The sequence below is a fragment of the Paenibacillus xylanivorans genome (genome assembly GCF_001280595.1).
GTDB classification, from domain to species: Bacteria; Bacillota; Bacilli; order Paenibacillales; family Paenibacillaceae; genus Paenibacillus; species Paenibacillus xylanivorans.
This window is the reverse complement of record NZ_LITU01000068.1, coordinates 184781-208821: the sequence shown is the minus strand read 5'-3', so window position 1 is coordinate 208821 and position 24041 is coordinate 184781. Positions and strand designations below refer to the sequence as shown.

Below are 24041 nucleotides of genomic sequence, written 5' to 3'. Positions count from 1 at the left end.
TTGACTAGGAGGAATATTCAATGAAAGCACTCGTGTATCAGGATCTTAAACAGGTGGCGTTTCAGGATATTGAGGAGCCGAGCATTCAAAAGGCAGACCAGGTTAAAGTGAAGATTTATGGTTCTGGCATCTGTGGTACGGATTTGAACATCGTCAAAGGTAAAGTTCCAGCCAACAAAGGAACGGTTATTGGTCATGAAGGCGTGGGCACTGTAGTTGAGGTGGGGTCAGAGGTTCGGGGACTTCAGGTAGGAGATCGGGTGTTAATTGACCCGACTCAATCCTGTGGCATTTGTTCTTATTGCCGTGAAGGTCTGTTCATCTATTGCGAAAATTTTGATGACCATCAGGTAGGTATGACCACCCATGGTACATTTGCAGAATATTACGTCGGGGATGAGAAATATATCTATCCAATTCCGGATTCCATGAGCTGGGAAACAGCGATGATGATTGAGCCGCTTGGATGTGTTCTGCAGACGTTCATGAAAGCGGGAGTCAAGCCGAGTGATTCTGTTCTCGTCCTGGGTTCCGGGGCCATTGGTTCGTTATGCCAGCTTGTGAGTAAACGACTAGCCCGGCTTACTGTAGGAACAGAAGTAGATTCATACCGCAAAGAGTTTGCTGAAGGCATAGCCGATCATGTTTTCTATCCTCAGGAACTCACGCTCGATAAAGTATACGAGATCAACAACAATAAGAAATTTGATATCGTGGTGGATGCTGTCGGAAACCAGCTTCATGTAGGGTTTGAGCTAATTGCCAAAGGGGGCAGAATCATTCCCATGGGCTATGACGACAGCTATGAAGTGACGTTTAAATCAACACATGTGATTAATGACGGTATCAGTATAATCGGCGCGGTAGCTAATCACTCGATGATTAGTACGGCACTGAAATTCGCACAAAGCATTCCGGAACTGGAGCAAATGGTTACATCTTCAGAACTGCTGAGTGATTATGAACAGGCGTTCAACGGGACGATTGGTTATAACCTGCGTACCGGAGAGACCCTGCCCATGAATTCGGTTAAAACAGCTTTGATCTTGTAAGTATGTAGACATTGTCGGGTTTGCCGCTGCGAAAAGCAGGAATTCGCAGCGGTGAAAACCACCGCAGAAAAGGGGGAGATATCGATTGAAGCTGCTACAGGATTTGCCGAGAAATCCGCGGTATTCCATCTTACTTGAACCGGTATGGGCCATTCCGGGCACGATTGTTCTTTTTTATGCTCCCTTATATATGAAGGAAGCCGGACTTTCGGATATTGAAATCGGTTTGATCAATTCGGTGAATCTTTATTTTGCGTTTATATTTCAGTTATTTGCGGGTTCAATCACGAATAAGCTCGGTCGCAAGCGAACAACGCTGATTTTTGATCTGATTGCCTGGAGTGTTCCCATGTTCATATGGGCTTTCTCTCAGAATTTTTGGCTGTTTCTTATCGCTTACCTGCTGAATGCCACCTCCAAATTTGTGACGGTTTCCTTTAACTGTCTAATTATCGAGGATGTTGAGGAACATAAGCGATCCAAGGTATTCGCCATTCTCAACATGATTATTACAGGTGCTGGAGTATTGACGCCGATTGCCGGGGTAGTGATTGCCGATTTTGGCATTGTGCCAACACTAGCCAGTATTTATTTTGTCGGTGGAATCCTGATGACCGTGATGTTCTTCATTCGCAACCGCTATACGGATGAGACCGCAGTCGGGAAGGAGCTCATGGGAATGCATAGCCAGATCCGGGTGATACAGAGTCTGACTTCCAGTCTGCGGCTATTCGGCAAATCGTTCTACAAACGGAGGCTTTTACCGATTATTCTGATTACGGTACTTTCCAATTTGATCCTGCAGCTGAATTTTTTTCAGGTCATTTTTTTCAAGGAACAGCTAAAATTCAATGATCAGATTATTTCATTTATCCCGGTCGTCACCGCAGTAACCGTCATGCTGCTGTATTTGGTCATCATCCCGCGTCTGAAACGGCGTTCGGAAGAAAAGTATGTCGGTTTCTCCATCATTCTGAGTACAGTGGGCGCAATCCTTTTTCTGTTGATACCTGTAGGGAATATAGCCATGTTATTTCTGACTCTGATCGTACTGGCGGCAGGCAATTTCATCTTGCAAACGTACCGCGACTCACTGCTCATGAACCGATTGGGTACACATGAAAAAGCGGATATGTTTTCGGCAGTACAGACCGTCATGACGTTAACAGCGATTCCATCAGGTTATTTGACAGGTCTGTTGTATCACTATAATCCCGTTCTGTTGTTTAGTGTCATTCTTGTACTTTACATCGTACTCATGGTCATTATGCTGTTCCTCCCTGATCCCCAGAAACACTCCCAAGTGATCAGTACTTACAAAAATATGTAGGAGGAGGGGTTTTCTGTATATGAAACGAATATATAATACAGAAAATGAACCTGGGAGGCAAAGAGATGACAAATGTATTTGCAGCAGAAACAAGAAACCAAATGAAGTGGATCAATGAGCCGAATACCTGGTCGTATACTGAACAAGGCGTACTCATTGTAGAAGCTCAGGCCGATACAGACTTTTTCCAGGACCCGGCGGGTAAACACATCCGTGCAACTGCGCCATTTCTGTCGATGCCCGTGCCTACCGATTTTGAAATGACAACCCAGCTAACCGTGGACATGAAACACCAGTATGATTCCGGATGTTTAATGGTGATGGCGGATGAACGAAATTGGTGCAAGCTTTGTTTTGAGTACGATGGAAAAGCAGCTACTATTGTGTCGGTGGTCACGAAGGATGGTTCATCCGACGATTGCAACTCGGTTGAAGTTCCTGTAACCAATCCTTATCTGCGCATACGCAAAGTGGAGGACTGCATTTCATTTTTTTACTCACCCGATGGGGTGGAGTGGAAACTGATTCGATATTTTGGCATGCCGATGGAGGGGGAGATCCGGGCTGGAGTTGTTGGACAGTCACCAGCCGGAACGGGCTGTACCTGTCAATTCTTATCCATGAATGTTACCCGTCCGGACGTGACTGCACGCTTCTAAGCTCATCCCCTACCAATCGGCTGATTAATGGAAGGAGAAAAGCTGAATGGTAAAAGCCTTTATTTTGGATTTTGATGGACTAATTGTAGACACGGAGACTCCCTGGTTCTATGCTTTTCGGGATATTTATAAAGAGCATGGACTTGAACTTGGCGTGGAGCTTTGGTCGAAAAATGTAGGGACATCATTTGAGGAATTTCATCCTTTTCTGTATTTAGAGCAAGCACTGCAAAAGCCGATTGATCACGATCATATCAAGTTGCTCTCTGAACAGAAATACGAAGCATATCTGGGACAGGCAGCAATTCTTCCAGGTGTACATGAGTTGCTCCAGTCTGCCCGTAAAAAAGGGATTCAACTTGCCGTTGCTTCCAGCTCTACCCGGGATTGGGTTCATGGTTATTTGCGAACACTCGGCATTTTCGAACTATTCGATGTCATTCATACGGCCGAGGACGTCAAGCGGGTCAAACCGGACCCGGAATTGTACCTGCTTGCCCTGGAAAGTCTCGGGATAGGGGCATCCGAAGCGGTTGTGTTCGAAGACTCGCCAAATGGACTGAAGGCAGCCAAAGCCGCGGGAATTCGCTGTGTCATTGTGCCTAACGAGGTAACGCGTAATCTGGAATTCTCGAAGTATGATCTGCGGTTAACCTCGCTGGCAGAGATCACGATGGAAATTCTTTAACCCTGGTATTGCTTGCGTAACTCGATAGGGGAGATCCCTTCATATTTTTTGAAAACGGATCCAAAATAACTGGCGCTGTTGAAACCGACAGCCCGGGCAATCTCGTGGGCAGTTATTCCGGCGTCATGGACGAGCATTTCCTTGGCTTTCAACAACCGATATCGTGTCAGATAATCAAGTGGAGTCATTTGAAATTCCTTTTTGAATATCCGATTCAAATGCTGTTCGGTGACGTTCATCTGCTGAGCCAGCATGGAGAGCGAAATATCATGATGATAATTTTGCTTGATAAAAGTAACAAGTCCGGCCAGCTTTAATCGTGCATCCGAGCGTTCATAAGTACCATAACGATCTCCATCAAGCGTTAACCTGACTAGAAGCATGTACAGCAGTGCGGATACATGCCAGATCTGATCCTTGTGCCGGGACTGCAGCGCCAACGTAATTTCATGCAACAGGATATGAAGCATTCCGTCCGGCTTGAAGGCGCGCAGCTCCCCGATCTGCAAGGTATGTAGAAACCGGGGCAATAAATAGCCATTAAAGGAGAGACAATCGAACAACAATGAATCACTAAGATTGTCGTAACGGTATGTCACCTCTGGAAACATAATAAGAGCTGTTCCTTCCCGAATCGAGTACTCATGATTTTTGGCTTTGATTTTCCCTGTTCCCCCGATACACTGCACAATGCTGTAATCCCGTGAATGGCCGTTCCAATTCATTAATTCATCTACGGTCAGCTGGTTTTGACCTGTAATCATAAGTGGCATATCGGTATCCAGTAAATTCCCCATAGTACGTTTCGGCATCGTTGTTTTTTTCCTCATTTCGTTAAAGGTCGTGTGTGTAAATGGCGAAGATACAGAGTTAAAAGAAACTTGATTTGAATTATATTACATAAATAACAGTAATTTAAACGATCTATTCAATTCGATGCCCCACTTTTCGAAAACCTTTTAGGAATATGTATCACCTTGTCGATGCCTTGCCATTATCAGAGCAAACAGTATACGCTATAATGGATACAGTGATTTAGGAAAGGGATGCAATCATGAAGAAAGTCATCGTCGTAGGATCAGGAATTCTAGGGGCATCAACAGCCTATCAATTAACAAAATGGGGTGCAGAGGTCCTGATTATAGATCGGAAAGATCGAGGACAGGCTACGGATGCGGCCGCCGGGATTATCTGTCCCTGGTTATCCCAACGCCGCAATCAGGATTGGTATCAGCTTGCCAAGGCAGGTGCACGTTTTTATCCCGGGTTGATTGAAGAACTTAAGAGTGAAGGGGAAACGGAAACGGGTTACGCTCAAGTGGGGGCTCTTAGTATTCATACTGATGTGGAGAAAATTAATAAGATGCAGGAACGGGCACATCTTCGTAAAGAAGATGCACCGGAGATTGCAGATATTACCCTTTTGGATGCAAAAGAAACCCATCAGCGTTTTCCTCTACTAGAGGAAACTTTTCAATCTGTGTACATCAGCGGCGCTGCGCGTATCGATGGACGTGCGCTGCGTGATGCCTTAATCCGATCGGCACAGCGAAATGGAGCGGTCCTGATTGATGGGGACGCGACTCTTCAGTATGAATCGGACCGGATAACTGGAGTAGTTGTTGACGGAAAAGTCATATCGGCTGACGAGGTTATTGTATGTGCCGGCGCTTGGGCCAATGAACTGTTCAAGCCCTTGGGCATTGATTTTAAGGTTCATTATCAGAAGGCGCAAATTATGCATTTGCAGGTTCACGATCGAGAAGACACGGGGAAATGGCCTGTGGTCATGCCTCCTTCGGATCAATATTTGTTAGCCTTTGATCAACAGAAGATTGTGATTGGGGCGACTCACGAAAATGATATTGAAGGCTATGATACAAGAGTAACCGCAGGTGGAATGCAGGAAATTTTGAATAAAGGGTTGGAACTGGCTCCCGGTTTAGTTGATAGCACGTTTCAGGAAGTAAGAGTAGGCTTCCGTCCGTTCACACCGGGTTTTCTTCCGGTAATGGGTACTGTTCCTGGTTGGGATGGCTTGATCACAGCCAACGGGCTTGGAGCGTCCGGTCTGACGATGGGGCCTTTTATTGGAAGTCAACTGGCCAAATTGGCTCTGGGTATGGATTTGGATATCGATATTCAGCCATATGATATAGGAAAAGCAATGGAAGACCAGAAATGAGGTGAATCATGACGTATTCACAACGATTAACTCATGGTAGTTCCTCTGACATCATATATCTGGAGCACCAGATTGGCGTTGCAGAGGATGAATTGGCAAAAGCCGAGGAAGAGCAAAGAGCACACGAAGCGGATTTGAACCAGTTAAGAACGTCTCCAGCGTATTCAACTTCAGTGCCGAACATCTCTAATGAGCAGAAACTGGTGGATCAGTTAAACAAAGTACAGAGTATGATTAAAACCATTCGCGCCCGTCTTAAGAACTTGCAAGATGATTTAGGTAAACTCGAAGATTAATAGGAATGGTTTGACATTTGGAAATACACATGTTGTAATAAGCCTGAGCTATTTGCAGGGGGACTGTTCGCAGTTGAGAAGGTTAAAACCTGACCCTTTGAACCTGTTAGTTAATACTGACGTAGGGAGCAAATGACATGTACTCATGTTATTTTGCCCTTGCCGAAAATAGGACAAGGGCTTTTTGGTTTGCATATTTCCTAACAGGAAGCAATAGCTGGATTGAAGATGGGACAATATGATTTGGATAAGGAGATATGATCATGTCATTTTCAAGAACGTTAAAAGACAAGTCCATAACCGTATGGGAGGATGGATACAATCATCCTTTTTTGCACGAAATGGGGAACGGCACGCTGGATCAGGAAGTGTTTAAGTTTTATCTTCTTCAGGACTATACATATCTGATTGAATATGCGAAGATTTTTGCGATGGGTGCAGTGAAGGCTGCGGATGAAAAACTGATGACGAACTTTACGGTCATTCAACATGCTATTCTGTACGAAGAAATGGATTTGCATCGGAATTACATGAATGAATTTGGGATTACGCTGGATGAAAATCATACTGTGAAACCATCTCTTTTCAACAAGGCGTATACATCGAATATGATGAGTGTTGCACAAACAGGCGGGGTTGCCGAAATCATTGCCGTCATTTTTCCTTGTGCGTGGACGTATTACGACTATGCCACAAGATTAAAAGAACAATATCGGGATTCATTAGAGGGCAATTTCTATCAGACATGGATTGAAAATTATGCAAGCGATGAATTCCGCGACTCATTCGAATGGTTCTATGATACACTGGATGCATTATGTGAACATAAAACCGAGCAGGAACTGGAAGCCATTGAAGACATATTTAGAAGAAGCGTTGAATTTGAATATCTATTCTGGGATATGGCTTATAACCGGCAACTCTCCTACTTATGATGATGAATGAAACTAACTACAACCAGAGACAAGGGTGAACATACAGATGAACAATCGTGGAGAACGCATCTATTTACGATTTTTGAACGTGGAGGACGCGGCAACATTACTAGATTTACAGCTCCGTAACCGGGCTGTTTTTGAAAAAATATCTGCAAGTGAACGATCGGAGACATTCTATACACTGGAGGGTCAGGTCGCCCTTCTAGAAGGCTGGAACAAGGCCAAAGAAGAAGGGAAGCGTTACTCTTTCGGGATCTTCCTGAACACGACGCATGAGCTCATTGGGGAGATCTCTCTGTTCGAGCTTGAACTGGATTCCACCCAAAAATGGATTATTGGTTATGTGCTCGACCAGGTGCGCAATGGCAAAGGATACATGAGTGAAGCCCTTCAACTAGCACTTGATTTTGCCATGAATGTTGCGGGAATAAAACGAGTGGAGGCAGGTGCGCTGCCCGACAATGCCGGATCTATTCGAGTGCTACGTAAAGCTGGCTTCCAGGAGATGGACCGGCAGGATATTAAAATCAGGGGGATATGGAAGGAACATCTGATGTTTGCAGTGGATTTGCGGTAGATTATTAAGATATCGTGACGTGAACCACCTAAATCATCCAGGGGGAACTTATGAATAAACGGAAACAAATGTTATTGGACTCAGCGCTTGTGCTCTTTGAGAAACATGGAGTGACCAGCACCTCCATACAAATGATCCTAGACGAATCAGGTGTGTCCAAAGGAACTTTTTATAAATTCTTTGGTTCGAAGGATGAGTGTATTCTAGCCATTCTAGAGCAACGTGCACAGGAAGATATGAAGATTCGCAAAGATTTGGAGAGTCAAAGTTATGCCTCCGATTTTGATTTATTGGTGGATCAGATTATGATGCCGATGATTTTGCCTGAAAAACAGCGTGTTGTGGAGCTATTCTGGACAGGCTTTTATTCTGAAGATTGTGATCTGGAAAATCTGACGCGCATGCAGTTAAACTGGTTGTCGGAAAGACTGGTACAGGTATTTGGCGAAGAATTAGAACCCTTTGCGTTTGAAGGAGCTATTTTTTGTTTTGGCATGGTACATCAAATCTCGAATACGTGGAGAAATTTTCATCTTGACCAACCGGATTGGAACCATCTTGTGCCCAAAGTCCTGAACTACATTGGAATTTTGCTTCGTTCCATGCTGGAAAGACAGGAGCATATTATTGATTTTCCAAGTCTTTCGATGATTGCTCCTGATTCCAAAGAAATTGCCCTGGATAAAAACAACCTGATTGCAGGTCTTCAGAAATTCAGTCATTCCATTCTCCAATCGGAAGTGTCTATTAAAGCGAAAGAACTGACCAAAGGCTTGCTTTACTTAGTCGAGCAGAAAGAGATCAATATTTCCATGTTGGAAGTAACTTTACAGGCATTTCAAATGGAATTGGAGTCGGGTTCTCTTCAATTCGAGGCAAGCAGGATTGTCAACGATTGCAGATCGTATCTCGAACAAATCAGGCGGGTCCCGATGGACACGAAATGAAACGTTAACGAAGTAGTTCTAACTTCAGTGGAAAAGCTATTGTTCATTTTTATTATGCAATACACAAAAAAAAGCGGCAGATCGGACGGAAAGCTTAGGGTCCTGATCTGCCGCTTTTTGTGTATAAGGTACTATGCACTCTACATGATGCAATTCATGTAAAAGCTTTTCTTAGTTTGTATTCATCGAGACTTTTTGTCTTACAGGTTGTTTGGAGTCTTCCTCTGTTGCTTGTTTGGTACGTTTAATGAAGAAGGAAAGTAACAATCCGACAACAGCAATGCCAATAATGACAACGTAAGCATCATTAATTCCCTGGATCATGGACTCCATTCCCAACTGCTGCTGGGTTAAACCGTTGGCTGCACCTGTTGCGACCATATCTTGCGCATGTGTCGTTGTGCGACTGGTCATCACACTCACGAGTAATGAAGTGCCTACTGCGCCAGCCACTTGTCTGACGGTGTTGGATATCGCTGTACCATGTGGCCCAAGTCTTGGTGGTAGCTGATTCAAACCTGCAGTTTGGATCGGCATCATGAGCAAGGCCATACCAATCCGACGACCAGTTGACATTAATACCAGGTACGTATAACTGGTAGAATCAGTTAAATCGATGAACCCGATAGTGGTTACGATTGTGATAACCATCCCGATAATCGCCAGCCATTTTGCGCCGAAACGGTCAAACAATCTACCCGTTATCGGCATCAGGAAGCCCATGACAAGCGCTCCCGGAAGCAACAATAATCCGGACTCCAATGCAGTGTAACCCCGTGCATTTTGGAGGTATAAAGGAAGCAGCATCATGTCAGCATACATGATCATCGTGATCGCGATATTAATGAACGTGGTCAGAGAGAACATATTATACTTGAAAGCCCGCAGATCGAGCAGGGGATTTGCAGACGCGAGTTGGCGCCATGTGAATAGTCCAAGAGAAATGACTCCTGCTGCAAGGCATATGATTACTTCTGCACTTGACCATCCCAGACTTCCTGCCCGGCTGAAGCCATACAGTAATGCACCAAATCCAATCGTGGACAGCAATACACTGAGTGAGTCGAACTTGGTATTAACTCGTTCCGATACATTTTTGAGATATACAAACGCAAAACCAATAACTATAACGGTTAGTGGGATCATCCCGTAAAACATCGTTTGCCATGTGTAGTTCTCAAGAATATAACCAGCAAGGGTCGGCCCAATCGCCGGAGCGAAAATGATGGCAAAACCGACCATACCCATCGCGGCGCCCCTTTTCTCAGGAGTGAACAAGGTTAGAATGACATGCATTAACAATGGCATGATAATACCAGCACCAGCTGCTTGAACCATACGTCCTGTTAACAATGTACCGAAATTACTCGCAAGGGCAGATATAATCGTACCGATGAGGAATATAAACATTGAAGCTTGAAATAATTGCCTTGTCGAAAAGCGTTGCATGAAATAGGCCGTGATGGGAATGAGTACCCCATTCACCAGCATGTAGCCTGTCGTAAACCATTGGGCTGTTGCTGCTGAGATATTAAAATCACCCATCAGCTCCGGAGTTGCCACACTCATTACGGTTTGGTTCAATGTGGCAAGAAATGCACCCAAAATCATAACAAACAGTATGGGGCCTTTTTTTACGTCATCTCTTTCTTTTAATCTAGCCTGGCTCAATCCATTCCATCCTTTCAATCTACACGTGACTAAATTTACAACGTGTTGTATAGTTTACATTGTATTTATTGAATTATATACATATTCCCGAAGATTACAATTTACGATTTTGGGTATTTTCGTTGCTTATTTTACGAAAAAATAAAATATGTAGTCTAAATCGAAAATAAACGACTGATCATTTAAAATTGTAATTTTTAAAATTTGAGGAGTGATTGTGCATGAAAAATGAAAAGAAGTCTGCTACAGATCCTCGTATACTTCGTACAAGACAATTGATTCGTGATGCATTTGTAGATCTTTTACAGGAAATGGACATCGAGAAATTGTCCGTCAATCGGATTGCAGAACGAGCGACGATCAACCGCGTGACCTTCTATCTGCATTATCGGGACATCACAGACATGATGGAGAAAATGGCGGACGAGATGATCGAGCACATTGAACGGATCGTGGACGAACATGCTCCTCAATTTGAAGATGCTGCCAAAGACGATGGTTGGCCAGTGCTTGTGAAATTGCTTGAACACTTTGCCGAACATTCCAAATTCTATCGTGTCGTTCTTGCTTCCAGACGAACACCCATTTTTACGGAAAGGCTCTTGAAATTGCTAACGAAACTCGTATCGGCCAAGATTGAAAGTTTGGAGATAGGAAGCTCTCTTGCACAAGCGGGTATTCATAAGGAGATCGCAATTTGGTACAGTTCCTCAGCCCTAATTGGCACCATTGTTTCGTGGCTTCGCAATGACATGCCCTATGCACCGCATTTTCTTGCCAAACAGTTTTCTTTAATTCGTGCTTATTCTTACAATGACTTGATATAACAAAAAAACATCCAGCTATAGTCAGGTTCAACTATACGTAGATGTCTTTTCAACAGCTTATAAAATGGTTTATTCACCTGCCGGAGTTCGTAATATCATGTACAGCCCGATGAGTGCTGCAAGAGCACCAAAAATGATGCCCGACAGCCCATTGTAAAAGGTGGGATCTCCTTTGTATGTGAATGACATAATCGCAGTTTGCGTTAATGAAAGTGAGATCAATGAGGAGGAGAAATTTGTCAGTTTGATGGCTTCAATGACCGGTTCATTATTCCGTCTCGCCATAATCGCGCCCCCAAGAGATACCGCGATTTCGGTAAAAGTAACGGCAGCTATGATGAAGGCGACATAGTGAGGATAATGTGTTCTGCTGCCTGCAACAAATAATAACTTACTGCAATAAATGATGTACACTACACTTGAAGCGAGCACAATATTGCCTATAAATCGGTATGCAGCGTATTGCTTTTTTAGGATTTCCTCCGGGCTGGAATCATCAAGATTCGAGTCCTCATGTGCTTTTGCTGCGTAATACTTGGCAACAGCAATGCCGATATTATAAAAGGCGTTAATGCATAAAAAGAAGGAGAGCGAGAAAATCCCCAGGAGTATTTTTCCAACTGCGATAAGGGCATTTAGTGGAATAGATAATTTTGCAAAGTAGATAATGCGATTATTTTTAACTTTAAAGACAGATTCTCCGCTATTCAATGGACGTATCCAATTCACTGTATCCCTCCCGAACGAACCCCGATGTGCAAAAAATGAGCCTAGTGTTCAAGCATACCATAGTAAACCATATGGTCCACATATTCGGTTTAGACATGTTCATCCCAGGAGTTATGAAACTGCTTGGCATGAAAACAGCTTCCTTCTTGATTATCGTTATAAAATATACGAATAGTATAAAAACCTACCTTAAATTATACATATTATGAATTTAGTTCAAAAGTTTCATTCCAAATAATATACGGTTAGTATAAAATTGGTTGTGCGCTGAACTGTCAATTCATGTGCCAACAAAGGAGGAATGAAAGTGAACGATAATTCCGCAACTAAAATCAAGCCGATGAACTGGAGTGGCGCCAGGACATGGATGATCAGTGGCATGGGAGAAATCACTCTTACTCTTTCCTTTGGATAAAAATAGTTCGAGAGGCGGTGTTTGGATGTACAAAGAAGTGATTCGTGTTCACGATATAACCAATTTCCAGTCCAGATCGGAAGAGTTTTTTCCTCTTCACTGGTTTCGGAAAATGTTGTCGGAGAAACCTGTCTACTATCATGAGGATACGGACACCTGGAATGTGTTCAGATACGACGACGTCAAGCAGGTACTAAGCAATCATGAATATTTTTCATCCGAAGGCTCAAGAACAACCATATCCGTTGGTGCCAAAAACAAGGAAGGTACACCGCCGGACAAAATGAATATTTCGAGCATTGATCCTCCACGCCATCAAAAAAGCCGTTCGTTACTCTCTGCTGCTTTTACACCCCGCAGCTTGAAAAACTGGGAGCCACGGATTCGGAACATTGCGAAGCAACTGGTGGATGACATCGAGCTCGATACAACGATCGATATCGTACAAGCACTGGCAGCACCATTGCCTTCAATGGTTATGGCTGATCTGTTGGGTATCCCGCTAACGGACAGCCATCGCTTCAAAAGCTGGGTAGATATTCTGTTTCAACCGGCAACTAAAGAAAATGCAGAGGAAATGGAACTAAAGAAGCAGGTCGCAGCGCAGGAGTATTACCAGTTCCTGTACCCTATTGTCGTTCAGAAACGGACTCAGCCTGGTGACGATATCATTACGGATCTGTTGAAAGTGGATGTGGACGGCGAGAAATTTTCTGATGATGAGGTTGTTCGGACCACAATGCTTTTGCTCGGAGCCGGTATCGAAACAACCAGTCACATGGTATCCAGTACATTTTATTCTTTTCTCTATGATGACCCCAACTTGTATGTTCAATTAAGAGAGAATCCTGAGCTCGTCCCACTTGCGGTGGAAGAGATGCTTCGTTATCGGTTTCATAACGCCAAACGGCATCGGACTGTTAAGAAGGATAATAATCTATTGGGTGTAGAATTGAAAAAAGGGGATGTCGTCATCTCATGGATGAGTGCGGCAAATATGGATGAGAAAATATTTGAGAATCCGTTTGACTTAAACATTCACCGTCCCAATAACAAAAAACATCTTACCTTTGGAAATGGTCCACATTTCTGTCTGGGTGCTCCGCTGGCGAGAATGGAATTGAGTGTTGCTTTGACCGCATTTGTAGAAAGGGTGCCCTCTATCGAATCGGTTGAATCATTTGATTTGGAAAAAAATCTTACCGTCTCGGCTCCAGGTCAGTCCCTGACGTACTTGCCCGTGAAGATTGTGCACTAGGAGAAAGGTTAATATCATACAGTCAAAATAACAAAAGCCGTAGATTCGATGCATACAGCATCCGATCTACGGCTTGTATAACGTTCAAGTGATTTTTTGAAATATCTGACCAGTTGTTTTTATTTTGAATAAGCAGAGGTCTCAGTCATTCGTCTCGATTATCTTTCCCAATGATTATTTTGTTGTTTTTTGTGCTAGGATGGTTCGTAGAATTAAACCATTTGACAGAGGGGAAGGCTCATGGCTAAACAGGATCGCATGAAAAGACTGGCAAGTGATTTCAATGATTGTCAACAAGCGCTGGTTGCTATTGGAGATCAGACACGTCAATCCATTATTATAGCATTAATTCAGAGTGAAATAGACAGTGATCGCGGAATTCGTGTGGGGGATCTGGCCAAACAGACGAATTTATCTCGTCCAGCGGTTTCCCATCACCTGAAGATATTAAAAGATGCAAATCTTATTGAAGTAAGTCGGGAAGGAACCATGAATTTTTATTTTTTGGATATAACGAAGAGTGATTTTTCGAAGCTTAGAAAACTTTTTGGCAATATCGAAACCTTTCTTAATGAATTTCAGGACAAATCGATCAAAGGGGAGTGAGTATGTGAATATCATTATTTTTGGAGCTACCGGAAGAACAGGAAATGAGCTGTTGTTACGTGCACTGGAAGCAGGCCACACGGTTACTGCATTTGTCAGAAATCCATCCAAGATTAGTGTATCGCATCGTAATCTGAACGTAGAGAAGGGTGAGGCGACACGTTATTCGGATATCAACGATGTGCTGAGCAAGGAGAAATATGACGCAGTTTTTTCAGCGTTGGGTGCCAAAGGAATGTTCAAAAGGGACTTGCCATTGATTGATGCCATGAAGAACATCGTTCGGGCGGCGGAGAATAACGAAATCGGGAAACTCATTCACGTGTCCTTTATCGGTGTTCATCCAGACGCAGGTAAACTGGGCTTTTTATACAAGTACATCATCCCAACATTCATGACGAACTTGCTTCGTGATCACCGGGAAAAGGATGCAATCGTCAACAGCAGCAAGCTCAATTGGATTTTGATTCAACCTCCGGTTCTTACATCAGATGCATATAATGGAAAGTATATTCATGAGGCAGAGATTCATGGGGATAACTCACGCAAGCTGAAGCTGTCCCGTAGCAATTTAGCTGAATTTATGCTAAAGCTTGCAAATGATAATACGTATGACAAAACAGCTGTTTACGTAACAGAGTAGAGAAGGACTTAGAAGAGTAACCATATAATCTCATATGAGAAGATCACATTAGAGGAGGTTGCGATGTAGACTCGAAGTGGTCTTCTTTCTGCGTCATGTCTCTGTTTCTATTAGGAATGGTTAACTGCTGAGCGAGAAGCTGTTGTTCTTTGATGAGCAAATCAACTTTATGGTGCAGATGGTCCAATTGTTTGTTGTAATGCTTGTAGGTATAGAATCCGATCACCGCTTTAATCGCGAAGAAAATAACAGCTGCCGCAATAATCAATATATAGTTAGAAGCAATATGCCTGATCCAGCTATTGATTTCACTTATCACGATAACCTTCCTCTCCCAAGAATACAGATTACTTCTATTCATTGCCTTCGTTATAGGAAAGATTACGTGGAAAATGTTCTCAAAATAAATTCTTCCGAAAGCAGGATGAAGCATGGCAACATTGTGTTTATTCCTTTTATTCAGTAGAATTATTTTTAATTAATATTTTCCAAAGGAGAGCAAATACGTGCTGGAACTCAGCTTTAACGACCCGGAAAAACTGGTAACTGTAACACACGCCCTGTCGACTCGTTCCCGGATTGACATTCTCCAGCTTCTAAATGCCAGCAAATTAAACATTATTGAAATTGCCGAAGCACTTAACCTGCCGGTGTCAACGGTAGCCAACCATATTAAAGTGCTGGAGGCGGCCCATTTAATACATACGGAAATGCTCCCGGCCTCTCGCGGGGCGATGAAGGTTTGCAGCCGCAATTATGATGATATTCATATTGCACTGGATCGAGTGAGTTCCTTTGCTACACGGGATACGAATGTCTATGAAGTACAGATGCCGATCGGTCATTACAGCGACTGTGAAGTTGCGCCAACCTGTGGCATGGCGAGCACGGAGGATATGATTCTAAAGGAAGATGACCCGGCAAGCTTTTATCATCCCAAGCATATTGATGCTCAGATCATTTGGCTGGCAAAAGGTTATCTGGAATATTTACTTCCGATGGATATTCCGCAAGGTGCAACGATTGAAGCTTTGGAATTGTCCATGGAAATCTGTTCTGAAGTAGCCACCTACAACAATGACTGGCCTTCGGATATTTCCGTCTGGGTGAATGGCACTGAGATTGGGATGTGGACAAGTCCCGGAGATTTGGGCGACCGCCGTGGTAAACTGAATCCGGCATGGTGGTCTGACGGCTCCACACAATACGGCATTCTCAAAAAATGGCGTGTGGACTGCAATAAGACTATGCTGGACAAGGATAAAATTTCGGATGTGTCTCTGTCAGATCTTCATCTTGAGGATAAACCCAAGTTAAGATTACGCATTGGAATTCATCCGGATGCGAAGCATCAGGGAGGCATAAACCTGTTTGGTAATGAGTTCGGGGATCATGAACAGAACATTATTATGCAGGTGAGGTATACGATGAATGCGGGTGATAAGGATGCGAGATATGCCAAATAACGGTACCTCATTTATCGTGAGTATCGAGCGTTTTAAACCGAACTTGTTTCATCTGGAGCAGGGTGAAGGTTTATTTAAGTCCCATTCACATGCTTATGATGAATTGACACTTATTCTGGATGGGGAAGGGTATTACAGCTCACCTGAGCAGAATGTCAAAGTGGTTGCGGGTGACCTCATTATGATCCCGCCAGGGCTTTATCACGGTTTTGTGTGTACTGAGCCATGGCAGGGCGTTTCCGTGCATTATTACAATGAATACCTGCCTGTGCATTGTCGATATCTCTTCAATGGGCAGGACCATCAGAGGAATCGCATTCAGCTTGCCCATCTCAATAAGGACAGTCTTCGCTGGGCAGATATCAGTTTATCCGAATTGGAGAAGGAGTGGCGGTCCGCAGACAAGCAAAGCATTGACTCCAGTCATTTAATACGTCTGGCGCTGGAGACTACATTGCTACTGTTCCAGCGGAATTGCTCGCACGAAGCTCCTCATGCTGTGAAAGATCCAACAGGCCAAAGCATAATTCAGGAAGTGCTGAAAGAGATTCATTCGTCTTACTACACGCCGATTACGGTTAGTGAATTGGCCTCTCGACATTTTCTGTCCGAAAGCAATCTGCGAAAGAAATTTACGGAAACGGTTGGGGTTTCTCCGAAGCAATACATTATCAATCTTCGTCTAATGGAAGCCAAACGGTTGTTACAACAAACTAACAAGGCAGTCGAAATGATATCTTCGGAAGTAGGGTTTACCTCGTCCAGCAGATTTTATGATTATTTTGTCAGATCTGTTGGGGTCACCCCACTAGAATGGAGATTGCAAAACATTCAATAGAGCTTCAACAGGAAAACCGTCTGCGGACGGTTTTTTTCGACCGACGAAATCGCTTGAAGGTTGTCTTTTTTTATAATCTATTTAAAGCGTTTTCACAATTGTCTATAAACGAATCCTGCCAGATAATAGAAAATAGCACGACATGAAGGGAGAGAAAAGAGATGACGAACAGGACAACTTTTTGTAATCCGGTGGCACTGCAATCCGCAGACCCTTGGGTCTATAGGCACTCCGATGGCAATTACTATTTTATGCGCACACGTTCTAATTACCTGGAGCTTATTCAATCGTCCCAATTATCACAAATTGACGAAGGGACACGGAAAATCATCTGGACACCTGAGCCTGGTGGGCGTTACAGCCATCATTTGTGGGCACCGGAAATCCATTTTTTGAATGAGAAATGGTACATATACTATACGGCCAATGATGGAGGAGGGGACGATTCAAGGCGGATTTGCGTACTGGAGAATGAAAGTGTGAATCCCATGGAAGGTGATTGGGTATGGAAGGGGGCACTGGATACTCCTGTCCCCGGTCTGGATGGCACCGTGTTGAAGATGGGTGGCGAGCTTTATTTTCTGTACGCAGGTTATGGCCATTTTCCGGACTATGGATCAGCGATCTATATTATGCGGATGTCTGACCCTTACTCTATAACAGGTGACCATGTGCTGCTAACAGCGCCGACGCTTTCCTGGGAAAAGCAAGGCGGAATGGCGATTAATGAAGGCCCAGTTACGCTGCATCGAAACGGACGAGTTTTTCTGGTTTTCTCGGCAAGCACAACCTGGTCGGAAGATTATGCACTCGGCATGCTGACCATGAATGAAGAGGCTGATCCGATGCTGGCCTCATCATGGACCAAGTCCCCGCAGCCTGTTTTTCGGAAGAGTGCGGAGAATGGTGTGTATGCCACAGGACACAACAGCTTTACAACATCACCGGATGGTCTGGAGGACTGGATCGTATATCATGCTCTTCCTGCACCGGGTGCTGATACCGGTTTACGGGCAACGCGCATTCAAAAATTTGAATGGAACAGGGATGGAACACCTGATTTCGGTGTGCCTTTCAGCGATGATCATGCGCTCCAAATTCCATCAGGAGAGTGAAATAAAGACTCGAGATAGGTAAGCTTATAGTTACAATTATTTTGTAATTAAAAACAATGCAAGTAAATAATTTGATGAAAACGCATGCGGCCATGACGTTGAATGAAGCGAAACTTCTATGTGAATTGAATTGGATAATACCGCATTTAACAGTGCAAATTCAGTTTTATATAATGATTAATCCTGTTGCTTTAGGAGAAAAAATCAAGAATAACAAATTCATTTTATTACAATAAAATGAATTGAAAGCGTTGACATCTAATTATTGTGTAACTATACTTTGATTCAAATACAGAAAATTACAATTCAGATCAACATCGTTCTGGGGAGAATCTCAAATTCGTAGCGGGGGGATGGATATGGCGAAATTCACAAAGCGGTTATTCGGCGTATTGATGGTGTCGGTGCTTATTGTTTCGACTGCAGCATGCAGCAGTGGAAATGATGCGGGAGAAGCGGTATCGCAGGAGAAGGAGGTTGCCAAAGAGAGGAACAACATCACGTTTGCAGATATAAGTCAGGACATCCGCGGAAACAAGGCACCTACACAAGCGCAGAGTGACGAGATAAACCACACGTTAAATGATACCTATTTGGAGGATATGTTCGAGGAGACCATTCCCAACGATTATTCAGCCTATCCCTATAAAACAGATGCCACGCTGAACATTTGGATGCCAGCCAATCCCAACATCCCGGATATGAACAAACAGGTGGTTCAAAAACAGGTGGAAAAACTAACCGGAATTAAGGTCAACTTCATCACACCACCTGTGGGACAAGAGGCTGACGCTTTTACCTTGATGATTTCGTCCGGGGAGCTGCCCGATATCATTATCAATCCTGAACGTTATCCGGGAGGTCTCGAAGCAGGTTTGAATGACGGGGCTTATCTGGATCTCACCGACTTGATGGAGACCAACGCTCCCAATTATTCAGCATGGCGGAACTCAGACGAGACGAGAAGAAAGACGACCGTTACCGACAGTGGTAAGCTCCTCGGTTTTTACGGAATCGCACCGTATTCCGAATGGACTTGGTTCGGTACATTGATCAAGAAGGAAGCACTGGAAAAGACGGGATTGGAAGTACCGACCACGATCGAGGAATGGCACGCCTTTTTGAAAAAAAGCAAGGAAGTTGGGTTTGCTGAACCGCTGAATTACGGATCTTCCTACGGCCAGGTCTTTACAGGCATCATTAACGGTGCATACGGCGTATGGGACTGGACTTTCCTGGATGGAAACGGCCAGGTCGCCTGGGGTCCTGCACAGCCAAAGGCCAAGGAATATCTGACGACCATGCAGCAATGGAATAAGGAAGGCTTGCTCAATCGGGATTGGGCAACCGCGGATTTTAATCAAAGAATGGCCAGCGCCATCTCGGACAAAACCGCTGTGATGATGGATTCGCCGGATACGATGTGGAGCTATTGGAAGCAGCAGAACGATATCGATTTTGTTGGTGCACTCAATCCTGTCCTGAACAAAGGTGATAAATCAGCAACGACCTACAAGAACTTCAAACGAACAGGAACCACAGCGGCAATCACAACCCAGTGCAAAGATGTTGAAGCGGCCATGGCCTGGCTTGATTTTAACTATAGCAAAAAGGGATGGGAAATCCTCAACTACGGCGAATACGGCACCGTTCATTTAATTGATGAGAACGGCAAGCCGTACTTCCCTGAAGACAGCTATATTTACAAAGATCCGGACGGCCAACCTGTTGCCACGACTTTGTTGAAATACCGCATGCATTCCTGGCCAGCCATTCGTGACGAGCATAATTCGAATCCACTGATTGTTGCCAAAGGAAGCTATTCCGGGGATATCCGGAAGGAGTGGACGGAGAGCATGGATACCAGCATGGCCATGCCACCAATTACCTTTACCCAGGAAGAAGCATCACGTGAGGCTGAGCTTGGAAATCAGCTGTCCACGCTGCGTGGAGAGTATTTTGCCAAGATTATTATGGGTGAGCTGCCCGTGGATGCATATGACAAATTTCTAACCGCTGCCAAGAAAATGGGCCTGGATGAGTTTCTAAACATTCATCAAGCAGCGTTAGATCGCTATAACCAAAGATAGTGTATATCTCTGAACGGTAAGGAGTCGGAAACGAGGTGGCTAGTTGATGCTGACAGTACGGAAAAACAGGAAACGGCATGGCGGCTTGATCACTCCCGGGCGTAAAAACAAAAGACATCTCATAAAAAAGGATTTTAAAAAGAACTGGTTTGCCTACATGCTGGCGATCCCAGTGATCGCTTGGTTTCTCGTCTTTTGTTACGGACCAATGTGGGGTGTACTGATTGCCTTTAAAGATTTCAAGCCCCTTCTTGGCTTCGCAGACAGCCAGTGGGTTGGGTTCAAGCACTTTATTGAATTTTTTCAGGGTCCCTATTTCTGGAGAGTAGTGAAGAACACGCTGCTGTTAAATGTGTGGGGAATTGTGTTAGGTTTCACCGCCCCCATTCTGTTGGCATTAATGCTGAATGAAGCTCGGAACAGCAGATTCAAAAAAGTCGTGCAGACCATTACCTACATGCCTCACTTCATTTCACTCGTCGTAGTCTGCGGCATGATCCATATCTTTACTGCAGATGAAGGCATCATTACTCAGGTATTGCAGTTCATCACTGGTAAGGAATACAGTTCGCTGCTTGGGTACTCTTCCATGTTCAGGCCGATTTATATCTTTTCGGGTATCTGGCAGAGTATTGGGTGGGAGAGCATCATCTATCTGGCTGCGATGAGCACGATCGATCCTACTTTATATGAAGCAGCGGATATGGATGGCGTAGGGAGAATTAAAAAGATGTGGCATATTACGTTGCCCCAGATCAGTCCGGTTATCGTCATTCTGTTTATATTTGCAGTTGGCGGTCTGATGGCATCCGGTTACGAGAAAATTATCCTTCTATATAATCCTTTGACCTATGATACCGCCGATGTCATTGCATCCTACGTATATCGGAGAGGGTTAAGGGAAGCAAGTCTGAGCTATTCCACGGCTGTTGGACTGTTGAGCGCAATTATCAATTTCGCTTTACTGTGGGCAACGAACCGAATTGCAAAACGCCACTCCGAGGTCAGCCTATGGTAGGGAGGGGGTGAACGGAAATGAAATATCAAAAAACGATGGGAAACCGAATGTTCGATATCTTAAATTATACACTGCTGACTCTGTTGACACTGGCCTGTCTCTATCCCATCTTGCATATTGTGTTTGCCTCCTTCAGCGACCCGGCTCGACTGGTGGCGCACAAGGGACTTCTACTCAAGCCATTAGGCTTCACTTTGGATGGATACAAGTTGATTTTTAAGGACAACAGTCTCCTGGTGGGTTATAAAAACACACTAATTTACGTGGGACTGGGCACTTTCGTCAATATGGTCATGACCATTATGGGAGCTTTTGTCCTGTCCAGACGCGATTTGTACTTTAAAAATGCAATTATGATTGTCATCACGATTACGATGTTCTTTGGAGGAGGACTGATTCCCTGGTTCCTTTTAATGAAGGATATCGGCTTGTTCAACAATCTGTGGGCAATGATTCTGCCTACGGCGCTGAGTACTTGGAACATCATCATTCTGAGGACCGGCTTTCAGGCGATTCCGCTGGAATTGGAAGAGGCAGCAACCATTGATGGGGCGAGTCAGGCACGAATACTGATGTACGTGATTTTGCCACTATCCAAAGCCACCCTGGCGGTTATTTTCCTCTATTATCTGGTCGGCAACTGGAATTCCTGGTTTAATGCCATGGTTCTGTTGCAGGACCGGGACAAATTTCCGTTGCAGCTGTTAATGAAAGAAATTTTGGTAGCAAATGACTCCACCGCAACAAGTATGGGCAGTGCAAGCGGTGTAGTGATTGATAGTGCGGGCAGTTCGACCGCTTATCGGGAACTGGTCAAATATTGCACCATTGTTGTGTCCACCATTCCAATACTGATGGTATATCCTTTCCTGCAAAAGTACTTTGTCAAAGGAGTATACATCGGTTCAATCAAAGGCTAATAGGAGTGATTAACGTATGAATAAAGAGAAGATGACAGTGATACCACGCCCGGAATACCCTCGCCCTCAGTGGGTACGGAGCAATTGGACCAATCTTAACGGAACTTGGCAGTTCGAAATGGATCATGGCAAAAGTGGGAAAGAACGCGGTTATGAGCAGTCCGAACATCACCTCTCTGGAATAATCACGGTTCCGTTCTGTCCAGAGAGTAAGCTGTCCGGGGTGGCATATACCGATTTTATGGCAGCGGTATGGTATAAACGGGAATTCTCCATCCCGGATGACTGGATGAATGGACGCATTTTGCTCCATTTTGGCGCTGTGGATTATGAAGCGGAGATTTGGGTTAACGGAAAAGCCGTTGGCAAGCACCGGGGAGGCTATTCGCCATTCCATTTTGATATCACATCCCACGTTTCGCCGGGAACGAATATAGTCACGGTCTATGCGGAAGACGATGTGCGTTCTGGACTTCAGCCGCGAGGCAAACAGAGCGAACGATTCCACTCGCATGGCTGCGATTACACGCGGACTACCGGCATCTGGCAAACGGTGTGGCTGGAGCAGGTGCCCGAGGCGTATCTCTCCGACATGAAAGTCGCCGCTGATCCGGATAATGCATGCGTGCACCTGGAAGTGAAAATATGCGGTAACGCAGCTGGAGGGGAACTGGCTGCAACTGCCCGCTTTGACGGCAAGGATGTTGGATCGGTAACGGCGGTTGTTCATGGGCCTTCTGTGAAGCTTACCGTTCCATTATCTGAAATCCATTTATGGGAGCCTGGGCATGCCAAACTGTATGATCTGGAACTGAGGCTGCATGGGCAGAATCAGACGAGCGATACGGTTGCCTCGTATTTCGGACTACGTACGGTAAGGCTGGATGGCATGGCATTTCGCATCAATGAGAAGTCCGTTTTTCAGCGTCTCGTGCTGGATCAGGGCTTTTACCCGGATGGTATCTACACGGCACCAAGTGACGAGGATCTGCGAAAGGACATTGAGATCTCCATGGAGCTTGGATTTAATGGCGCGAGATTGCACGAAAAGATGTTTGAGCCACGTTTCCTATATTGGGCTGACCAGCTTGGCTATCTGGTATGGGGAGAACATGCCAACTGGGGACAGGATATTACAACGACCGAAAGTCTCGCCCGGTTCCTGCCGGAATGGATGGAAGGCATGGAACGTGACTTCAATCATCCATCCCTCATCGGCTGGTGTCCATTCAACGAAACGTGGGATCGTGATGGAACCCGGCAGGATAACGATGTGCTCCGTATTGTTTATGAGATGACTAAACGTATGGACCCGACACGTCCTGTCATTGATACTAGCGGTAACTTTCATGTGGTGACGGATATTTTCGATTTGCATGACTATGATCAGAACCCGGAAACGTTCCGGGCCAGATATGAACCGATGAAAAGCGGCGGGGGAGTGTTCAATACCTTTCCGGATCGGCAGACGTATGAAGGGCAGCCTTATTTTATCAGCGAGTATGGTGGCATCTGGTGGAACCCGGATCAGCAAGATGAGAATGCTTGGGGATATGGAGATAGACCCCAATCCGAAGAAGCTTTCATTGCACGTTATGAGGGATTAACCAATGTCCTGCTGGACCATCCAAAGATGTTCGGGTTTTGTTATACCCAGCTATATGATGTGGAACAGGAAGTGAATGGACTGTTCACGTATGACCGCCGTCCCAAATTCGACCCGGAAACGATTCGCCGCATCAATTCCCGCAAGGCTGCCATCGAAGATTGAAC

The 24041-nt window shown here is 44.6% G+C and carries 24 protein-coding genes and 1 riboswitch; of the genes, 20 read left to right on the top strand and 4 right to left on the bottom strand.

The window, feature by feature from the left end; translation table 11 throughout:
- Positions 1–20: 20 nt before the first annotated feature.
- The 4 genes from AMS66_RS19420 (at position 21) to AMS66_RS19405 (ending at position 3729) form a co-directional block, all read left to right on the top strand.
- Entirely contained in the window at positions 21–1052 is a 1032-nt protein-coding gene (locus AMS66_RS19420) for a zinc-dependent alcohol dehydrogenase (protein WP_053782356.1), read from the top strand.
- 85 nt (positions 1053–1137) lie between these two features.
- On the top strand, positions 1138–2382 hold the full coding sequence (locus tag AMS66_RS19415) for an MFS transporter (protein ID WP_053782355.1): 1245 nt from the start codon (positions 1138–1140) through the stop codon (positions 2380–2382).
- Positions 2383–2447: 65 nt separating this feature from the next.
- Positions 2448–3041: a DUF1349 domain-containing protein gene (locus AMS66_RS19410; protein WP_053782354.1), complete on the top strand. Its 594-nt coding sequence runs from the start codon at positions 2448–2450 to the stop codon at positions 3039–3041.
- A gap of 46 nt (positions 3042–3087) precedes the next feature.
- On the top strand, positions 3088–3729 hold the full coding sequence (locus tag AMS66_RS19405; protein ID WP_053782353.1) for an HAD family hydrolase: 642 nt from the start codon (positions 3088–3090) through the stop codon (positions 3727–3729).
- On the opposite strand, the gene AMS66_RS19400 is transcribed toward AMS66_RS19405, so the two are convergent.
- The gene (locus AMS66_RS19400; RefSeq protein ID WP_053782352.1) at positions 3726–4541 is read right to left on the bottom strand and encodes an AraC family transcriptional regulator; all 816 of its coding nucleotides are present in this window, start codon (positions 4539–4541) and stop codon (positions 3726–3728) included. The genes AMS66_RS19405 and AMS66_RS19400 overlap by 4 nt on opposite strands.
- Positions 4542–4783: 242 nt before the next feature.
- Here AMS66_RS19400 and AMS66_RS19395 point away from each other — a divergent pair, with 242 nt between their 5' ends.
- From AMS66_RS19395 to AMS66_RS19375, 5 genes are all read left to right on the top strand, one after another.
- Entirely contained in the window at positions 4784–5914 is a 1131-nt protein-coding gene (locus AMS66_RS19395; RefSeq protein ID WP_053782351.1) for an NAD(P)/FAD-dependent oxidoreductase, read from the top strand.
- 8 nt (positions 5915–5922) lie between these two features.
- Positions 5923–6210, top strand: a complete 288-nt coding sequence (locus tag AMS66_RS19390) for a hypothetical protein (protein ID WP_053782350.1) — start codon at positions 5923–5925, stop codon at positions 6208–6210.
- A gap of 46 nt (positions 6211–6256) precedes the next feature.
- Positions 6257–6355, top strand: a riboswitch (TPP riboswitch).
- A gap of 118 nt (positions 6356–6473) precedes the next feature.
- On the top strand, positions 6474–7145 hold the full coding sequence (tenA, locus tag AMS66_RS19385; protein WP_053782349.1) for a thiaminase II: 672 nt from the start codon (positions 6474–6476) through the stop codon (positions 7143–7145).
- Between the two features lie 46 nt (positions 7146–7191).
- The gene (locus tag AMS66_RS19380) at positions 7192–7725 is read left to right on the top strand and encodes a GNAT family N-acetyltransferase (RefSeq protein WP_053782348.1); all 534 of its coding nucleotides are present in this window, start codon (positions 7192–7194) and stop codon (positions 7723–7725) included.
- A 50-nt stretch (positions 7726–7775) separates the two neighbouring features.
- Positions 7776–8672, top strand: coding sequence for a TetR/AcrR family transcriptional regulator (locus tag AMS66_RS19375; protein ID WP_053782347.1), 897 nt, complete (start codon positions 7776–7778; stop codon positions 8670–8672).
- A 171-nt stretch (positions 8673–8843) separates the two neighbouring features.
- Here the strand turns inward: AMS66_RS19375 and AMS66_RS19370 are convergent, their stop codons facing one another.
- Positions 8844–10283: a DHA2 family efflux MFS transporter permease subunit gene (locus tag AMS66_RS19370; RefSeq protein ID WP_053782418.1), complete on the bottom strand. Its 1440-nt coding sequence runs from the start codon at positions 10281–10283 to the stop codon at positions 8844–8846.
- Between the two features lie 281 nt (positions 10284–10564).
- On the opposite strand from AMS66_RS19370, the gene AMS66_RS19365 reads away from it, so the two are divergent.
- A complete protein-coding gene (locus AMS66_RS19365) occupies positions 10565–11170 on the top strand; it encodes a TetR/AcrR family transcriptional regulator (protein WP_053782346.1) in 606 nt (201 codons plus the stop codon).
- A 69-nt stretch (positions 11171–11239) separates the two neighbouring features.
- Here the strand turns inward: AMS66_RS19365 and AMS66_RS19360 are convergent, their stop codons facing one another.
- Positions 11240–11881 carry a hypothetical protein gene (locus AMS66_RS19360; RefSeq protein ID WP_201782199.1) on the bottom strand — a complete coding sequence of 214 codons (642 nt, stop codon included), beginning with the start codon at positions 11879–11881 and terminating at the stop codon, positions 11240–11242.
- Between the two features lie 458 nt (positions 11882–12339).
- Here AMS66_RS19360 and AMS66_RS19355 point away from each other — a divergent pair, with 458 nt between their 5' ends.
- The 3 genes from AMS66_RS19355 (at position 12340) to AMS66_RS19345 (ending at position 14821) form a co-directional block, all read left to right on the top strand.
- Positions 12340–13572, top strand: coding sequence for a cytochrome P450 (locus AMS66_RS19355; RefSeq protein ID WP_053782344.1), 1233 nt, complete (start codon positions 12340–12342; stop codon positions 13570–13572).
- Positions 13573–13812: 240 nt separating this feature from the next.
- Positions 13813–14178 (top strand): ArsR/SmtB family transcription factor, encoded by a 366-nt coding sequence (locus AMS66_RS19350; RefSeq protein ID WP_053782343.1) that lies wholly within the window; start codon positions 13813–13815, stop codon positions 14176–14178.
- Positions 14179–14182: 4 nt separating this feature from the next.
- Entirely contained in the window at positions 14183–14821 is a 639-nt protein-coding gene (locus AMS66_RS19345; protein ID WP_053782342.1) for an NAD(P)-dependent oxidoreductase, read from the top strand.
- A gap of 43 nt (positions 14822–14864) precedes the next feature.
- On the opposite strand, the gene AMS66_RS32400 is transcribed toward AMS66_RS19345, so the two are convergent.
- Positions 14865–15140, bottom strand: a complete 276-nt coding sequence (locus tag AMS66_RS32400) for a hypothetical protein (protein WP_144424541.1) — start codon at positions 15138–15140, stop codon at positions 14865–14867.
- A gap of 187 nt (positions 15141–15327) precedes the next feature.
- Between AMS66_RS32400 and AMS66_RS19335 the strand changes: the two genes are divergently transcribed.
- From AMS66_RS19335 to AMS66_RS19305, 7 genes are all read left to right on the top strand, one after another.
- Positions 15328–16287, top strand: a complete 960-nt coding sequence (locus AMS66_RS19335) for an ArsR/SmtB family transcription factor (RefSeq protein WP_053782341.1) — start codon at positions 15328–15330, stop codon at positions 16285–16287.
- Positions 16277–17125 carry an AraC family transcriptional regulator gene (locus AMS66_RS19330; protein ID WP_053782340.1) on the top strand — a complete coding sequence of 283 codons (849 nt, stop codon included), beginning with the start codon at positions 16277–16279 and terminating at the stop codon, positions 17123–17125. The genes AMS66_RS19335 and AMS66_RS19330 overlap by 11 nt, the downstream gene beginning before the upstream one ends.
- 161 nt (positions 17126–17286) lie before the next feature.
- The gene (locus tag AMS66_RS19325) at positions 17287–18240 is read left to right on the top strand and encodes a glycoside hydrolase family 43 protein (protein WP_053782339.1); all 954 of its coding nucleotides are present in this window, start codon (positions 17287–17289) and stop codon (positions 18238–18240) included.
- A gap of 359 nt (positions 18241–18599) precedes the next feature.
- Positions 18600–20330, top strand: a complete 1731-nt coding sequence (locus AMS66_RS19320; RefSeq protein WP_053782338.1) for an extracellular solute-binding protein — start codon at positions 18600–18602, stop codon at positions 20328–20330.
- A 46-nt stretch (positions 20331–20376) separates the two neighbouring features.
- Positions 20377–21348 carry an ABC transporter permease gene (locus AMS66_RS19315; RefSeq protein ID WP_053782337.1) on the top strand — a complete coding sequence of 324 codons (972 nt, stop codon included), beginning with the start codon at positions 20377–20379 and terminating at the stop codon, positions 21346–21348.
- Positions 21349–21365: 17 nt separating this feature from the next.
- Positions 21366–22268, top strand: a complete 903-nt coding sequence (locus AMS66_RS19310) for a carbohydrate ABC transporter permease (RefSeq protein WP_053782336.1) — start codon at positions 21366–21368, stop codon at positions 22266–22268.
- Positions 22269–22284: 16 nt separating this feature from the next.
- Positions 22285–24039 (top strand): glycoside hydrolase family 2 protein, encoded by a 1755-nt coding sequence (locus tag AMS66_RS19305; protein WP_269084565.1) that lies wholly within the window; start codon positions 22285–22287, stop codon positions 24037–24039.
- The last annotated feature ends 2 nt before the right edge of the window (positions 24040–24041 follow it).

Excerpts from the sequence above, each read along its gene's own strand:
- AMS66_RS19375 (WP_053782347.1), top strand. The coding sequence starts at position 7,776 with ATGAATAAACGGAAACAAATGTTATTGGACTCAGCGCTTGTGCTCTTT.
- AMS66_RS19390 (WP_053782350.1), top strand. The coding sequence starts at position 5,923 with ATGACGTATTCACAACGATTAACTCATGGTAGTTCCTCTGACATCATA.
- AMS66_RS19315 (WP_053782337.1), top strand. The coding sequence starts at position 20,377 with ATGCTGACAGTACGGAAAAACAGGAAACGGCATGGCGGCTTGATCACT.
- AMS66_RS19325 (WP_053782339.1), top strand. The coding sequence starts at position 17,287 with ATGACGAACAGGACAACTTTTTGTAATCCGGTGGCACTGCAATCCGCA.
- AMS66_RS19310 (WP_053782336.1), top strand. The coding sequence starts at position 21,366 with ATGAAATATCAAAAAACGATGGGAAACCGAATGTTCGATATCTTAAAT.
- AMS66_RS19320 (WP_053782338.1), top strand. The coding sequence starts at position 18,600 with ATGGCGAAATTCACAAAGCGGTTATTCGGCGTATTGATGGTGTCGGTG.
- AMS66_RS19380 (WP_053782348.1), top strand. The coding sequence starts at position 7,192 with ATGAACAATCGTGGAGAACGCATCTATTTACGATTTTTGAACGTGGAG.
- AMS66_RS19355 (WP_053782344.1), top strand. The coding sequence starts at position 12,340 with ATGTACAAAGAAGTGATTCGTGTTCACGATATAACCAATTTCCAGTCC.
- AMS66_RS19370 (WP_053782418.1), bottom strand. The coding sequence starts at position 10,283 with ATGATTTTGGGTGCATTTCTTGCCACATTGAACCAAACCGTAATGAGT.
- AMS66_RS19395 (WP_053782351.1), top strand. The coding sequence starts at position 4,784 with ATGAAGAAAGTCATCGTCGTAGGATCAGGAATTCTAGGGGCATCAACA.
- AMS66_RS19410 (WP_053782354.1), top strand. The coding sequence starts at position 2,448 with ATGACAAATGTATTTGCAGCAGAAACAAGAAACCAAATGAAGTGGATC.
- AMS66_RS19305 (WP_269084565.1), top strand. The coding sequence starts at position 22,285 with ATGAATAAAGAGAAGATGACAGTGATACCACGCCCGGAATACCCTCGC.
- AMS66_RS19365 (WP_053782346.1), top strand. The coding sequence starts at position 10,565 with ATGAAAAATGAAAAGAAGTCTGCTACAGATCCTCGTATACTTCGTACA.
- AMS66_RS19350 (WP_053782343.1), top strand. The coding sequence starts at position 13,813 with ATGGCTAAACAGGATCGCATGAAAAGACTGGCAAGTGATTTCAATGAT.
- AMS66_RS19400 (WP_053782352.1), bottom strand. The coding sequence starts at position 4,541 with ATGCCGAAACGTACTATGGGGAATTTACTGGATACCGATATGCCACTT.
- tenA (WP_053782349.1), top strand. The coding sequence starts at position 6,474 with ATGTCATTTTCAAGAACGTTAAAAGACAAGTCCATAACCGTATGGGAG.
- AMS66_RS19330 (WP_053782340.1), top strand. The coding sequence starts at position 16,277 with ATGCCAAATAACGGTACCTCATTTATCGTGAGTATCGAGCGTTTTAAA.
- AMS66_RS19420 (WP_053782356.1), top strand. The coding sequence starts at position 21 with ATGAAAGCACTCGTGTATCAGGATCTTAAACAGGTGGCGTTTCAGGAT.
- AMS66_RS19405 (WP_053782353.1), top strand. The coding sequence starts at position 3,088 with ATGGTAAAAGCCTTTATTTTGGATTTTGATGGACTAATTGTAGACACG.